This is a genomic window from Synergistaceae bacterium, assembly GCA_017444345.1.
GTDB lineage: Bacteria > Synergistota > Synergistia > Synergistales > Aminobacteriaceae > JAFUXM01.
This window is the reverse complement of the sequence record JAFSWW010000135.1, coordinates 1-14,112: the sequence shown is the minus strand read 5'-3', so window position 1 is coordinate 14,112 and position 14,112 is coordinate 1. Positions and strand designations below refer to the sequence as shown.

The window sequence follows — 14,112 nt, the reverse complement described above, 5'->3', positions numbered from 1 at the left end:
TTTATGAGCAAAAAATTTGACGTGCCCTATAAAATTTATCTTGACGAGAAGGAAATCCCCTCATCTTGGTACAATGTAAGAGCAGACATGAAGACAAAGCCCGCGCCCTTAATCCACCCGGAAACACTCAAGCCCATGACATTAGACGACATGCGCCCTGTTTTCTGCGAAGAATTAATTAAGCAGGAACTCGACAACGACACAGCATATATTAAGATTCCTGACGAGATTTATAATTTCTACAAGATGTATAGACCCTCGCCGCTCGTTCACGCAGTATTTCTTGAAAATTTATTAGAGACTCCGGCGCATATTTTCTATAAATTTGAGGGTAATAATACTTCAGGTTCTCACAAATTAAATTCTGCAATCGCTCAAGCCTATTACGCAAAGAAACAAGGACTCAAGGGCGTTACTACAGAGACAGGAGCAGGACAATGGGGGACGGCCTTAGCTATGGCGTGTTCATTCTTTGATCTTGACTGCAAAGTCTTCATGGTTAAAGTTTCTTACGAGCAGAAACCTTTTAGACGTGAAGTAATGCGGACTTATGGAGCAAGTGTAACTCCCTCGCCCTCAATGGACACTGAAGCAGGACGGAAAATTAACGCAGCTCACCCCGGAACGACTGGATCATTAGGCTGTGCAATTTCTGAAGCAGTCGAGGCAGCAGTAACTACAGAAGGTTATAGATATGTGCTCGGCAGCGTGTTGAATCAAGTTTTACTGCATCAATCTATAATAGGACTTGAGACAAAGGCAGCATGCGACAAATATAATATTAAGCCTGATATTATAATCGGTTGTGCTGGCGGAGGTTCGAATTTAGGCGGGTTAATTTCTCCTTTCATGGGTGAAAAATTGCGCGGTGAAGCTGACTACAAAATTATAGCCGTTGAGCCTGCGAGCTGTCCGAGTTTTACTCGCGGAAAATTTGCTTATGACTTCTGCGACACTGGAAAAGTCTGCCCTATGGCAAAAATGTACACGCTTGGACATGATTTTATACCGAGTGCAAATCACGCCGGAGGTTTGCGTTATCACGGAATGAGCAGCATTTTATCGCAGTTATATCACGATAAATTAATGGAAGCCTGTTCAGTTGAGCAGACAAAAGTTTTTGAGGCCGCCGAGATGTTCGCAAGAGTTGAAGGAATTCTGCCGGCTCCTGAGTCAAGCCACGCAATAAGAGCAGCAATTGATGAGGCTCTTAAATGCAAGGAAACAGGAGAGGAGAAGACTATTATATTTGGACTCACAGGCACGGGATATTTTGATATGACAGCTTACGAGCAATATAATAATCACACAATGACGGACTATATTCCCACTGATGACGATTTAGCGAAGGGCTTTGCGACGATTCCGAATGTGAATCTATAAAAAATTTCGTGCAGGTTTCTTATTTTAGCGTGAGAGACCTGCATTTTTCTGCTCAAAAATTTTCTGTAAACTCTCATTATAGGGCGGTCGTGCGATCCCGAATTCCGTAATTATTCCTGTGATTAATTCATTGTCGGTAACGTCAAAAGCAGGATTATAAACTTTTACGTCTTCAGGTGCCATGCGCTTTTGATACCATAATTCTGTGATTTCTGATTCGGGGCGTTCTTCTATAATAATATCTCGTCCCGTTTTAATATTCATGTCTATAGTAGAAGTCGGGCCAAGTATATAAAATGGAATCCCGTAATGTTTTGCTAGAATTGCGAGTCCTGAAGTCCCGATTTTGTTGCATGAGTCCCCGTTCGCAGCGACTCTATCACAGCCGGTAAAAATAAAATCGATCCATCCGTTTTTCATTACTTGAGAGGCCATATTATCGCATATTAGGATCGTATCTACTCCGTCAGCAAGTAATTCAAAAGTTGAGAGTCTCGCACCCTGTAATAACGGCCTTGTCTCGTCGCAAAAGACTCGAAAATTTAAGCCTCTTTCACGTCCTAAATGTATAGGAGCTAGGGCAGTCCCATATTTTGAAGTCGCGAGTTGCCCCGCGTTACAGTGAGTCAAAATTCCCTCGCCGCCTTTCAAGAGTGATAGCCCGTATTCGCCGATTTTCTTGCAAGTGTCAATATCTTCATTTTTGATAGCAATTGATTCAGCAAGCAATAAATTTTTTATTTCGGGAATGCTTTTATTTGCGTTGTTGAGTGCAATTTTTTCGAGCCTGTTTAACGCCCATGATAAATTAACAGCAGTAGGCCGTGAAGAGTTTAGATATTCTTTAGCCTCGTGAAGCTGCTTAATGAATGAGTCGTAATTATTTGTGTTAATATTTTTTGCAGCAAGATATAACCCGAATCCAGCGGCGACTCCGATTGCAGGAGCTCCCCTTACTTGTAATTTATAGATGGCCTGCCAAATTTCAGATTGAGTCTTCAGGTGCAAAATTTTTATCTCATTTGGTAATCTCGTTTGATCAAGAATTACCAGCACGGACTCTTTATCATCAAGCGAGACAGTTTCATAATTCAAAATATTTTCGTTCATGTTTATATTTGACTCCGTGTATGAATATAAATTTTTATTATTTTATCGCAATATCAGAATTTATTACGAGGCATTAAAAATTTATTGCATGATATAATCTTTACATTCAAAAAAGTAGCTCAAATTTATAATTTATATTATTATCGTGAAATACTTTTTTGTATTATCTCATATTACAAGGAGGCCCATTATGGATTATCTACAGATTTCCAACCAACCTATAATATGGTGGCTTTGCGGTATCACAGTTTTTATTGCCGCGATCCAAGCATATTTTTTCATTCGTTTAGCTCGGAGAACTTCAGACTCAGTAAACCTTGACCCCGCTATACCACGAAAGGCGTTCCGAATCGGTTTGATTACCGCAATAGGCCCTGCACTCGGAGTATTTATTGTAATGGTGGGATTAATGGCTGCGATCGGGAGTCCTATGAGCTGGCTGAGGCTTTCAATTATCGGAGCTGCTGCTACAGAACTTGCTGCGGCTACAAACGGAGCTACTGCTGCGGGCGTAAAATTCGGCGGTGAGGGCTATACGTTAACGATTCTTGCTGTCTCATGGTTCGCAATGGCACTAAACGGAGCGGGCTGGCTTGTTTCGACGGGATTATTTACGCCATTACTCGAAGATTTACGCGCAAAAGTTTCCGGCGGCGATATTAAGTGGCTCGGTGTAATGTCTGCGGCGTGTTCAATTGGTATATTTGGATATTTGAACGCAAATTCAATGATAGCTAAGGGCCCGACTATTAACACCGGAGTAACTTGTGCAGTATTAGGCGGTGCTATAGGAATGATGGCACTAGGGAAGTTTGTAGTTCCTAAACATCCTAAACTCGCTGAATATTCACTTGGAATCGCTATGATAATCGGAATTATTGCCGGAATAGTTCACGACACTATGTTTTAAGATATTAAGGAGGTCTTGACCATGAACGAAAAACAATCAATGGACGCATGGAAAAAATCATGTATCAAAATCGGAGCACCCACGAATCTTTTAGCGGCTGCTACGGCGTTTATTCCCGTTGTGTATTTATGCATGACTTATGATTGCTGGCCGAGTCTCTCTTTGATTGCGTCGGCTTGGCTGCTTACAGTTATAAGTTTCGGAGCTTTCTATGTTGTTGAGCCGCTTTCTTATTATGCTTCACTGGGAATGTCAGGAACTTATTTAAGTTTTTTATCGGGCAATATAGGAAATATGAGAGTCCCCTGTGCTGCATTAGCTCTTGACGTTACAGAGAGTCAGCCCGGTACAATTCAGGCCGAAGTCGTGTCAACTATGGCAATTTGCGGATCAATCGTAACAAATTTAATCGCGACAACTTTAGCGGCATTTATAGGGACTGCTATTGTTTCAGTTCTGCCTCAAATGGTAAAAGTGGGCTTGCAGACTTATGCATCGGCGGCAATTTTCGGGGCAACATTCGGGAATTTCGCATTAAAGCAGCCTAAACTCGCAGTATTTGGCTTGGGAATTCCGTTAATTTGTAAAGTTATGCAGAGTTATATCGGGCTTCAGGCGTGGCTGATTATCGTGCTGTCAGTTTTCGGGACTGTATTTATTGCCCGTTTATTCTATAAAGCAGAGAATAAATAATTAGGAGGCTCGGAAAATGTACAAGAAATGCAAGGATTTACAAGCTGAACTTGTAAGAATGCGCAGGGATTTGCATAAGATTCCGGAGTTAGGACTCGACCTGCCTTTGACTCATAAATACGTAACTGACAAGCTCAAAGAATACGGCATTGAATACCGCGATAACGAGGGCGACTCGGGAATAATCGCTTATATCAATAAGGGCAAACCGGGGAAGGTTATAGCATTACGTGCTGACATGGACGCATTGCCCATAAAAGAAGAAACCGGCGTAGAATACTGCTCGACTCATGACGGTAAAATGCACGCTTGCGGACATGATGCCCATACTTCTATGTTACTGGGAACGGCAAAGATTCTTAATGAGCATAAGGACGAATTAAAAGGTGAAGTGCGTTTAATTTTCCAAACCGGTGAAGAGCTTGCAAAAGGCGCTCCTGTCATGATTAAGAATAAGGCTATGGAGGGAGTTAATGCGGTATTCGGGACTCACATCGGGACAATTTTAGACAGGACAATCCCCGCAGGAACATTTATTGTTTGTCCCGGCCCTGTTATGGCTTCATTTGATAGATTCGTAGTAACTATTAACGGCACTGGCTGCCACGGTTCAACGCCTGAAAAAGGAGTAGACCCGATTAATATAGCCGCTCACGTTGTATTAGGGCTTGAGGGAATCGTAGCGCGCGAATTTAACGCAAATGAACCCGTTGTAATAACTATCGGCAAAATTCAGGGCGGAGCTCAATATAATATCATTCCCGGAACAGTCGTAATTGAAGGCACGACTCGAGCATTCAAAGAAGAGAATCGCCAGAAAATGGCCAAGCGTATAGAAGAAGTTGCGAAATTTACTGCTAAGGCGTTCGGTGGAGATGCAGATTTCTTTATGGACTGGGGCGCGCCTCCTGTTGTGAATAATAACGAGATGGCGGACTTTGCCGGCAAATGCGCTATTGAAGTCTTAGGCGAGGAAAATGTTATAACTCGTGTGAAGGCTCCTAACATGGGCGGAGAAGATTTTGCGTTCTATCTTGCTGAAGCTCCCGGTGCGTTTATGTTCTTGAGTTCAGCGAACCCGGAAAAGAAATCAGATTACCCTCATCATAACCCAGTATTTAATATCGACGAGGACGTTTTATGGAAGGGCTCGGCAATATTCGTTAAAATCGCGTCGGAGTTCTTGAAATAGTATTTATTGATTTAGATTTACACGGGGGGATTCGAGTTTTCGAGTCTCCCTTTTTTAGTTATTGTAATATATGTTAAAATCTCTCATGAAAATTTTTTTAACAGGAATGATTATAATTTATGCAAGACGCAAAAAATATTCGCAATCTCGCAATCGTAGCACACATAGATCACGGCAAGACGACTCTAATAGATTCAATTTTTAGGGCCGCACAGACTTTTGCAGCACACACTCAAGTTGCTGAAAGAGTTATGGACAATAACCCATTAGAACGCGAAAGAGGTATCACAATAAGATCTAAGCCCTGCACAGTCGAGTGGAAAGGCTATCTAATTAATATAATTGACACGCCCGGACACGCTGATTTTTCCGGAGAAGTCGAGCGAATTTTATCAACTGTCGACTCCGTAATATTAATAGTTGACGCTAATGAAGGGCCCATGCCTCAGACTCGTTATGTCTTACAGCACGCACTCTCAATCGGAATGAAGCCGCTAGTTTTCATTAATAAAGTCGACAGAGAAGGAGCAGACCCTAACCGCGCATTAAATCAAACTTTTGATCTATTCTTTGAACTCGGAGCAAGTGATGAACAGGCAGATTTTCCCGTTCTTTACGGCTCAGGACTTAACGGCTGGGCTGTTAAAGATTTGAGCGATACAAGACGCGATAACATGGACGATTTATTTCAGGCTATAATTGATTACGTCCCTGCTCCTGATGTTGACCCGTCAAAGCCTTTCTTAATGCAGGTAAGCACACTCGCTTGGAATGAATACGTAGGGAGAATAGGCTGCGGCAAAATTTTGCAAGGTCATATAAAAAAGGGTGAGTCTTTCACAAGAGTTTCTACTAAATGGAACTCAACGGATCACACTGGCGATGACTGGCAGATAACGGGCCGGGAGAATGCGAAAGTCGCTCAATTATGGGTAACTCGCGGGCTTGAAAGAGTAGAAGTTAACGAGGTCAGCGCGGGCGATATTGTTTGGCTTACCGGGCCAAGTGAAATAGATATAGGCGACACTTTTGCGAATGAATTAATAGCCGATAAACCTTTGAAGCCTCTTTCAATTGAGGAGCCTACAGTGTCAATGTTCTTTCTTGTGAATTCGGGACCGTTTGCAGGTCGTGAGGGTCAGGCAGTTACGTTAAGGCAGTTAAAAGCTCGGCTGCAGCGAGAAATGCATGTAAATGTCTCTCTCAGAATGGAAGATTTAGGAAGGCCGGACGGTGTGAAAGTTTCAGGGCGGGGCGAGTTACAGCTAGGAATCTTAATTGAAGAAATGCGCCGTGAAGGTATGGAATTCTGCATCTCTAAACCTGAAGTAATTATCGAATATAAGGACGGCGTCAAATGCGAACCTTATGAACTCGTTACTATTGATGTTCCCGAAGAATATCAGGGAATAGTTTTCGAGAAAATGTCAAGGCGTAAAGGAAAAGTCTTAAATATTGATAATCCTGACAGGGGGTTATTACGCATTGAAATAGAAATCCCGACTCGCGGCTTAATAGGTTATCGCGGTGAATTCTTGACTGATACGAGGGGACTCGGCATTATGTCAAATTGTTTCAGCGGTTATAAAGAATGGGCGGGAGATTTAATTACTCGTAACAGGGGCTCACTTGTCAGCGTTGACACGGGAGAAGCTACAGCATATCAGCTCGAAAATTTGCAAGATAGAGGCGTGTTATTTATTTCACCGTTGGAACCTGTTTATAACGGCATGATCATAGGCGAGAATTCAAGACCGGGCGATATTCCCTGCAATCCCACGAAAAAGAAACAGCAGACGAATCACCGTTCAGCAACGAAAGAATTAACGACAAAATTAGACGTTCCCCGCAGAATGTCATTAGAGAAAGCTATGGAATGGATAGAAGTAGATGAGCTTGTAGAAGTTACTCCGCAGTCTATAAGACTCAGAAAAGCAATTCTTGACGAACTCGAACGGCGCAAAGCACAAAGACGAACACCGCAGGAGGCATAAATTATGAAGAGGGCGAAAATTTTTGCATGTGTAATATTTTTGCTCGCGTTAATAAATAATATTTCTATTTCTTATGGAGCATTGACTAATCCCGTTTATGTAGCGATTGAGTACGAATATCAGGAAGCTAAAGACTTTCACGAGGGACTCGCGGCCGTCAAGAAAGATGACAGATGGGGCTATATAGATAATCTTGGCCGGGTTGCGATTCCGTTTGTATATAGGACTCCAGAAGCGGGGGATTTCTCCGAAGGTTTTGCATTTGTAGGAGATCACTATATAGACACGCAGGGCAACGCGGCATTTTCACGAGTCGATCCTGATACGGGATTGACTCAAGAAAGATTTTTTGCGAACGGGCTGCCATTCTCGCAGGGACTCGCGGCTATTCAAATGGGAGGCGAATGGGGCTTCATTGATTTATCCGGAAATTTTGCGATTGCTCCGAGATTTGAACGTGCAGACTCATACAGTGAAGGACTCGCGGCTGTCAGGAAAAACGGGCACTGGGGCTATATAGATTTACACGGAAAATTAATAATTCCGCATAAATTTATCAAAGCAGGAAGATTTAACGAGGGCAAAGCAAGCGTTAATCTCAATGGCAGACGAGGCTTTATAAACACTTCCGGCGATATAGTGATACGCAATAAATATTTTGAGGCCGGTGATTTCTCGTTCGGGCTTGCACCTGTCAGAACACGCACGACTTATCGGGGCTGGGGCTTTATCAGTCCTAGAAATAGATTCGCGATTCCAAGACGCTATAATAACGCAAAAAATTTCAGTGAAGGACTCGCGCCTGTTGCAGCAGATTCACGCTGGGGATATATAAACGTTCGGGGGGACTGGGAGATCGCGCCTCAATTTGACGACGCCCGGCCATTCAGTGAAGGACTCGCAGCAGTAAAGCAAAATGGCAAATGGGGATATATCAGGCAATAAAAAATTTACTCGCGCCCGAATTGTTTTGTTAAATCCTGATTAGAGATTTCTATCATTACCGGCCGCCCATGAGGACACACAAAAGGCTGCTTGCATTCGTGGAGATTCGCCCATAAAGTTAAGGCCTCTTCACGAGTGATTTTATTTGTTAATTTTATCGACGCTTTACAGGCCATTGTCGCCCATGTCCGCCATAAAATATTTTGAGGATTCCCGTCATGATTATTCTTTAAAGCTCCCAGTGAGGCACGCAATAAAGTTTCAGGCTCAAATTCGCAGTCAGGAAGAGCAGGAATCGCCCGTAATTCTACGCCTTTTATCGTGTCAGCAAGTTCAAAGCCGTTTGCCTGTAATTCTTTATTATATTCGTTGGCTTCAAGTGCTAAAGTCGGGTGCAATAAAACGGGAATTAATAATTTCTGCACATTTTTTGACTCATCAGCAAGAGATTTTATTTTCTCGTAATTGATTCGTTCGTGGGCTGCGTGAGGATCCATTATTATAATTTTCCCGCTCGTGTCATAAATCAAATAGCCCCCTGAAGTCTGACCCATGTAAATAATTTCAGGCTGTGAAATTTCCGGCTGTAAATTGAAATCATCAAGAAAGATTTGCGAGTCCTGTTGTGATTCAGGATTTAATTCCGGGATTTTGAGCGGAGGGGCGGGCATTCTTGAGTAATTTACGCGTGATTCCCGTGATTCTTGAGCTGGGTTGAATGAATAATTTATTACAGGCTTTGACTCTATAAAACTTGACTCGATAATCGGACTCCCTAAATTATTTACGGCCATTTTTACCGCTTGATAAATTTCTGCCGGGTATCTGAATCTGACTTCAGATTTTGCGGGGTGAATATTTACATCAATTAATGACGGCTCAAGAGTAAAGAATAATGCGAAATTACCCATTAAGTCGCGCGCGTTCGAATTCACAGCAGATTTTATAACGGGATCGCTAACTGTACGGCCATTCACAAAAGAAATTATATCAATTCGGCCCGGTCTTGCTTGATACCAGCATTCTAATTTTACATGACCTGCTGAGACTTCAATATTTTGTATTTCTGCGCAATTGTCCCAGATTTTAGCGAGGACTCTTTTTTTGCTGCCCGATCCGTCTGTATTAAAAATTTCTTTGCCGTCATGTTCGAGTGTAAAAGCTATTTCGGGATGACACACGGAATATTCACGCAGGAAAACAGCAGCACGCCGCAATTCTCCTGAAGCACTCTTCAAAAATTTACGCCGAGCAGGGAGTCCGGAAAATAAATTTTCAATCTGAACGCGAGTCCCATATGGGCAATTGATTTTAACGTGTTCGATAATTTTTGCGTCATGAGTCCGAATCAAGCCGCCTGAATCTGAATTCTTGTATTTACTTCTGATTTCAACATCAGCAGCCGCAGAGAGACTCGCGAGTGCCTCACCTCTATAACCCAGAGTATTAATTGCTTCTAAATCTTCGAGCGAGTTAATTTTACTTGTTGCATGATACTGCAAAGCTAACGGCAAATCTTGAAATTCTATTCCCTTCCCGTTGTCTTCAACTATGATTCTCAATCTGCCGCCGTCAAATAATTTCACGCGAATTTGACTCGCCCCTGCATCTAGTGAATTCTCGACAAGTTCCTTAACTGCTGAAGCGGGACGTTCTACAACTTCACCGGCCGCTATTCTTAGCCAAATACTTTCGGGCAATGCTTTAATTTCGGACATATTGACTCCTTTATGAGCTCAAAAATTGCTTATATTATAATACGCATTATAAATTTATCGTCCGCGCAAAGTTCGTCCCGCCCACCCGCCCGCCCAAGATAATTTTTACTACGCCGCAACGGAAAATTATTTACTCGTGAACATGAGAATATCAGGACTCAAATTTTTATATAATACAAAGTGTTCGCCTTGCATGTCCGGGACGAGTTCAATATTTGATAATTTCTTTGTCCCAAAATCTGTAACACTCTCAAGCATTATATAATTCACGCCGTTAATATAATAATCTCCGTTAGCAAGTTCTGACTTGAGATTTATTCCTGCGAGATTAATATTATCTGAATCCGGAAGGCTAGTATCTTGCACAAAATAAAAATTTCTCCTGTTCTCTATATAAGTATCTGCATAGCGTCCGAATCTGTCATAACGTTTTGAAGAGTCGCCCTGTGTTATATATAGAGTCTTTGAGTCCGGCTGGCTTGCTAAAAAATTATTTATCCTGACAATTTGATTTACTGACTCAGAGTCTACGTGATACGCATAATCGATAACTTTTCCGGCTGCTAAATTCAACCCGACGCACATAATGAGCATTACGCAAGCAAAAAATTTCTTGGCCTGAGTCGCGCTTTTTCTCGTGTAAATATAATAAAATATTGCAGCAAGAATTATTAATAATAAACCCGCTATAATTGCCGCAGGATATATAACTTGATATTTACCAGCAGGAGGCAGCAAAATTCCCGTAAATTTTTCTATCGCCATATACCATAATAATAAATACTGGTCTGCGCTTGTCATGCTGACTAGTCCCCTAAACATGAAACATGCATAAATCACAGCTATAAAATTTATTAGACAAGCAAATTTTTTATCAAGTCTAACCGCTTGCAAAGAACTCAAGAATAACGCAAGAAATATAATAAATAACGCCCCGCAATATCTATAATGAATCGAAGGTGTTATTTCTCCTAAATCACACCGAATAGACACTGTATAAGCTATTGTCATAATAGTAATCAAAGCAAGCAAGATCATATATACAAAAAGTTTTCTCGCAGTCTCATTCATTTCTCGAAAATTTATCAACGGCCATATAACCGGAATTATTAAAGCTCCGACAAGAACCGCAGCAATATAATAAAATACAGCATAAATCATATAAGCAAAATTATACGCTGATAAAACCGCACTGATTCCCATTTGATTATAAGAATTCCCGAGTCCCCTGAAAAGTGTCAACTTCATAGCAATAAAACAAATCCCAAACGCAGCTATAAACGCCAGCAATAAATAAATTCGCTTTCTCTCGTAAAAAATTTTGACCTTCATCACAAATTTATTTATAACCGGGTAAATTATCTCATATGCTATACATGCAAGAATAAAGGCCAGCGCGATTTCCTTTGTGAGATAAGCAAAATAGCATAATATACCCTCAAAAATTGCTAGTGTATAAGATTTCTTGCGCTCATTGACCATCCATAAATAAATAAACAATAAATATAGCGGCCAGTAAAGAGTCTCACTCATGTAAGTCATTGCATACATCATATCAGGCCATATCGCTGTAATAATCACAAGAAATATACTTGATTTGCGGCCAAGTTTTAACTCCCTGGCAATTAATCCGGCAAATATAACAGAGAGACTCATAATAAATATATTTGCAACACCGATAATTTTGAGCCTCAACACTGCATCACTAATCGCAAAAAACGGAGCAATTACTAAAGAATAACCTATCTTTTGAAAAGTTGTAGGAAGTCCCCGAAGCTCCAAACCCTGACCATGAAATAAAGTCCGGGCAATATCATAATATCTCAACTCATCAGGTGAAATTCTTATAGCCCGCGGAAAGTTAAAAATTGTGAAATGAAGTATAACATGTATAGCAGCACATACAAGAAAAGCCGCTGAAATCTCCCAGAAATAATTACGCTGCTTCATTATAAGCGGCTCCCTTCAGTGCATGACTATAATCATGAAAGAATATTTTATTACGGGATAATATTAGAGTTGTCTGTGTTAAGAGAATAAAATTAGCGAACTGCGAACTTATACGCGCATTTTTGCAATTCTGTCAACCTCCTTATTAAGTATTTATTAATTATTTGCATGAGATTATATCATGATTCAGTCTTTCATTAACTGCGTGTATTTAGCAAATATCCATCCATAAATATTTTTTTTCTTGTCCTGAATGCTTAATATCCAACGTTCATTTTTAGGACTGACCCATTCACCGCAATATTCAGTAATGAAACCTTTTGACATTTTCGATAATATTCTTGATTGAGTGCTTGGCTCTGACCTGAATCTAACTCCGTCGCCGGTAATCATAATTTTTTTTGCGTATGGATTAATTGTGAATCTCCCCCGTTCGAAAATATAGCCGGGAATTTTTTTATCTTTTACGGCCTGCTGTACTGTCTTGATAGTAAATTTTTCATTCTTATTATTATCACGCGAAATTATTATATTATCTTGAGAAATAGGCGGATTAACATTAACAGGGGGCGCAAGAGGTTCATCAATCGTGATTTCTGTATGAGGCGGAATTATATTATTACCCTGTGAGATTTCTTGTAAACCCGTAAAAATTTCTTGATTATTATTTTCGCTTGAGTTCATGAATATTAACAAAGCTCCGGCAATTAGGGCTATAAATAAACTTGCTGCAAAAATTTTGACTCGTCTTGATTTAGTTTTCGTGTTAATGGCTCGTACTTTCTTGTGTGATTCTCTTATTAGCTGCTCTTCTTCTGAAATTCTTAATAAATCGCTGACATCATCAATAAAAATATCATTATAGTCATCATCATCTGTAAAATCTTCTTCATAGTTTAATAAATTCTCCGGCTCGTCAATCTGAATGAATCTCCCTAAAATCTTTATAGCGTCTTGATTGCCCTGCATTGCTGATAACTTGAAAAATTTTTGTGCCTCGTCATTGTCTTGCTTGACTCCCTTACCTGCTAGATATAGCAAGCCTAAATAATATTGTGCCTTAGAGTCTCCCCCTTCTGCTGCTCGTGAATAACATTTTGCGGCCTTCTCAAAATTTTGCTTGACCCCCTGCCCGTTCTGAAATAATAAGCCCAAATATAATTGTGCCTTAACATGTCCCTGATTTGCTGCGAGTGCGTACCATTTCGCGGCCTGAGTGTAATCGCGCTCTAAAAATTTCCCGTCATTGAATATAACTCCCAGCCGGTATTGTGAGCTTGGATCTCCCCTTTGAGCGTTCATTAATAGATCTTGCAAGTTTACGCTATTTTCTGCCATAAATTAACCCCTTTTAGCTCTATTAACGCGAATATATTTATTTAGAGCATCTTTCATCATGGGACTTGCTGATAATAAAGCCTTCTGGAAAAACTCTTCAGTCTCAAGCAATACAGGAGCACTAACTAATTCATTTGCCGTGCGAGCTTTATATTTTGCCATTAACTTCCCGATTAAAGCATTCGAGCTATTTGGCTTGCGTATAAGTGCGTGTGTAAAATATTCGTCTGCCTTGTTAAAATCTGAAAGTTTCAGGGCGTTAAATCCTTCTGTGAGCATTTCTTTAAGTGAGAGAGCTTCATAATTTATAGTACTTGCTTGACTCTTTTGCGTAACAGGCTGTATATTTTGCGTCTTCTTTTCGGGAATTCTTGAATGTCTATTAAAAATTTTACCGGGAATAATATTTAAATTTTTGCATGATACATAACTGCACACACAAGCAAGAAAATAAATCACTGCCCATAAACACGGAGCCAGCCAATAAATTATTATAGTATTCGGGATAATTTCAGCTTCAGTCGCTAGTTTTATTTCAAGGCCTGACACGACAAATTTTAGATACAAAGCAAATGACGCGCTCAAAATCGCACTTACTGCGAGAAATATATAACCTTTTTTCTTGATTAATGACATTATAAGCCCGGCTAAAGCAATAACGGGAATGCTCACAAGGAAAATAAATCCCGCTATCATGTCAAAATCTCCCGTCAACTGTGAAAGCATTTCGCCATTAAGAATTAAATTTATAATATCTATCAAAGCAGCATAATTTATAAACGGGATATTAATAAAAACTTGCAGTAAATTCGCCGCAATTCCCAGAGCAGCAAGCCCGGCCGCTATAAAATTTAAGTGAGTCATCCGCGCAAAATCTCT

Annotated in this window: 11 protein-coding genes; 6 read left to right on the top strand and 5 right to left on the bottom strand. The window is 40.6% G+C overall.

Translation table 11 applies throughout. The features are described 5' to 3' along the window. Positions 1 to 3: 3 nt before the first annotated feature. Positions 4 to 1,383 (top strand): TrpB-like pyridoxal phosphate-dependent enzyme, encoded by a 1,380-nt coding sequence (locus IJS99_10700; GenBank protein ID MBQ7562277.1) that lies wholly within the window; start codon positions 4 to 6, stop codon positions 1,381 to 1,383. A 24-nt stretch (positions 1,384 to 1,407) separates the two neighbouring features. Here the strand turns inward: IJS99_10700 and mtnA are convergent, their stop codons facing one another. Further along, positions 1,408 to 2,493, bottom strand: coding sequence for an S-methyl-5-thioribose-1-phosphate isomerase (gene mtnA / locus IJS99_10695; GenBank protein MBQ7562276.1), 1,086 nt, complete (start codon positions 2,491 to 2,493; stop codon positions 1,408 to 1,410). A gap of 190 nt (positions 2,494 to 2,683) precedes the next feature. Between mtnA and IJS99_10690 the strand changes: the two genes are divergently transcribed. From IJS99_10690 to IJS99_10670, 5 genes are all read left to right on the top strand, one after another. After that, the gene (locus tag IJS99_10690; protein MBQ7562275.1) at positions 2,684 to 3,403 is read left to right on the top strand and encodes a DUF5058 family protein; all 720 of its coding nucleotides are present in this window, start codon (positions 2,684 to 2,686) and stop codon (positions 3,401 to 3,403) included. A gap of 21 nt (positions 3,404 to 3,424) precedes the next feature. Further along, positions 3,425 to 4,096 carry a hypothetical protein gene (locus tag IJS99_10685; GenBank protein ID MBQ7562274.1) on the top strand — a complete coding sequence of 224 codons (672 nt, stop codon included), beginning with the start codon at positions 3,425 to 3,427 and terminating at the stop codon, positions 4,094 to 4,096. A gap of 16 nt (positions 4,097 to 4,112) precedes the next feature. Continuing rightward, positions 4,113 to 5,288 (top strand): amidohydrolase, encoded by a 1,176-nt coding sequence (locus IJS99_10680; protein ID MBQ7562273.1) that lies wholly within the window; start codon positions 4,113 to 4,115, stop codon positions 5,286 to 5,288. A gap of 119 nt (positions 5,289 to 5,407) precedes the next feature. Next, the gene (gene typA, locus IJS99_10675) at positions 5,408 to 7,282 is read left to right on the top strand and encodes a translational GTPase TypA (GenBank protein MBQ7562272.1); all 1,875 of its coding nucleotides are present in this window, start codon (positions 5,408 to 5,410) and stop codon (positions 7,280 to 7,282) included. A 3-nt stretch (positions 7,283 to 7,285) separates the two neighbouring features. Next, entirely contained in the window at positions 7,286 to 8,227 is a 942-nt protein-coding gene (locus IJS99_10670) for a WG repeat-containing protein (protein ID MBQ7562271.1), read from the top strand. A gap of 5 nt (positions 8,228 to 8,232) precedes the next feature. Here the strand turns inward: IJS99_10670 and IJS99_10665 are convergent, their stop codons facing one another. The 4 genes from IJS99_10665 to IJS99_10650 all read right to left on the bottom strand — a co-directional run. Then, the gene (locus IJS99_10665; GenBank protein MBQ7562270.1) at positions 8,233 to 9,945 is read right to left on the bottom strand and encodes an ATP-binding protein; all 1,713 of its coding nucleotides are present in this window, start codon (positions 9,943 to 9,945) and stop codon (positions 8,233 to 8,235) included. A 126-nt stretch (positions 9,946 to 10,071) separates the two neighbouring features. After that, positions 10,072 to 11,895: a hypothetical protein gene (locus tag IJS99_10660; GenBank protein ID MBQ7562269.1), complete on the bottom strand. Its 1,824-nt coding sequence runs from the start codon at positions 11,893 to 11,895 to the stop codon at positions 10,072 to 10,074. Positions 11,896 to 12,081: 186 nt separating this feature from the next. Continuing rightward, a complete protein-coding gene (locus IJS99_10655; GenBank protein ID MBQ7562268.1) occupies positions 12,082 to 13,233 on the bottom strand; it encodes an SEL1-like repeat protein in 1,152 nt (383 codons plus the stop codon). A 3-nt stretch (positions 13,234 to 13,236) separates the two neighbouring features. Further along, positions 13,237 to 14,112: hypothetical protein (locus tag IJS99_10650; protein ID MBQ7562267.1), on the bottom strand; the 876-nt coding region annotated here is incomplete at its 5' end.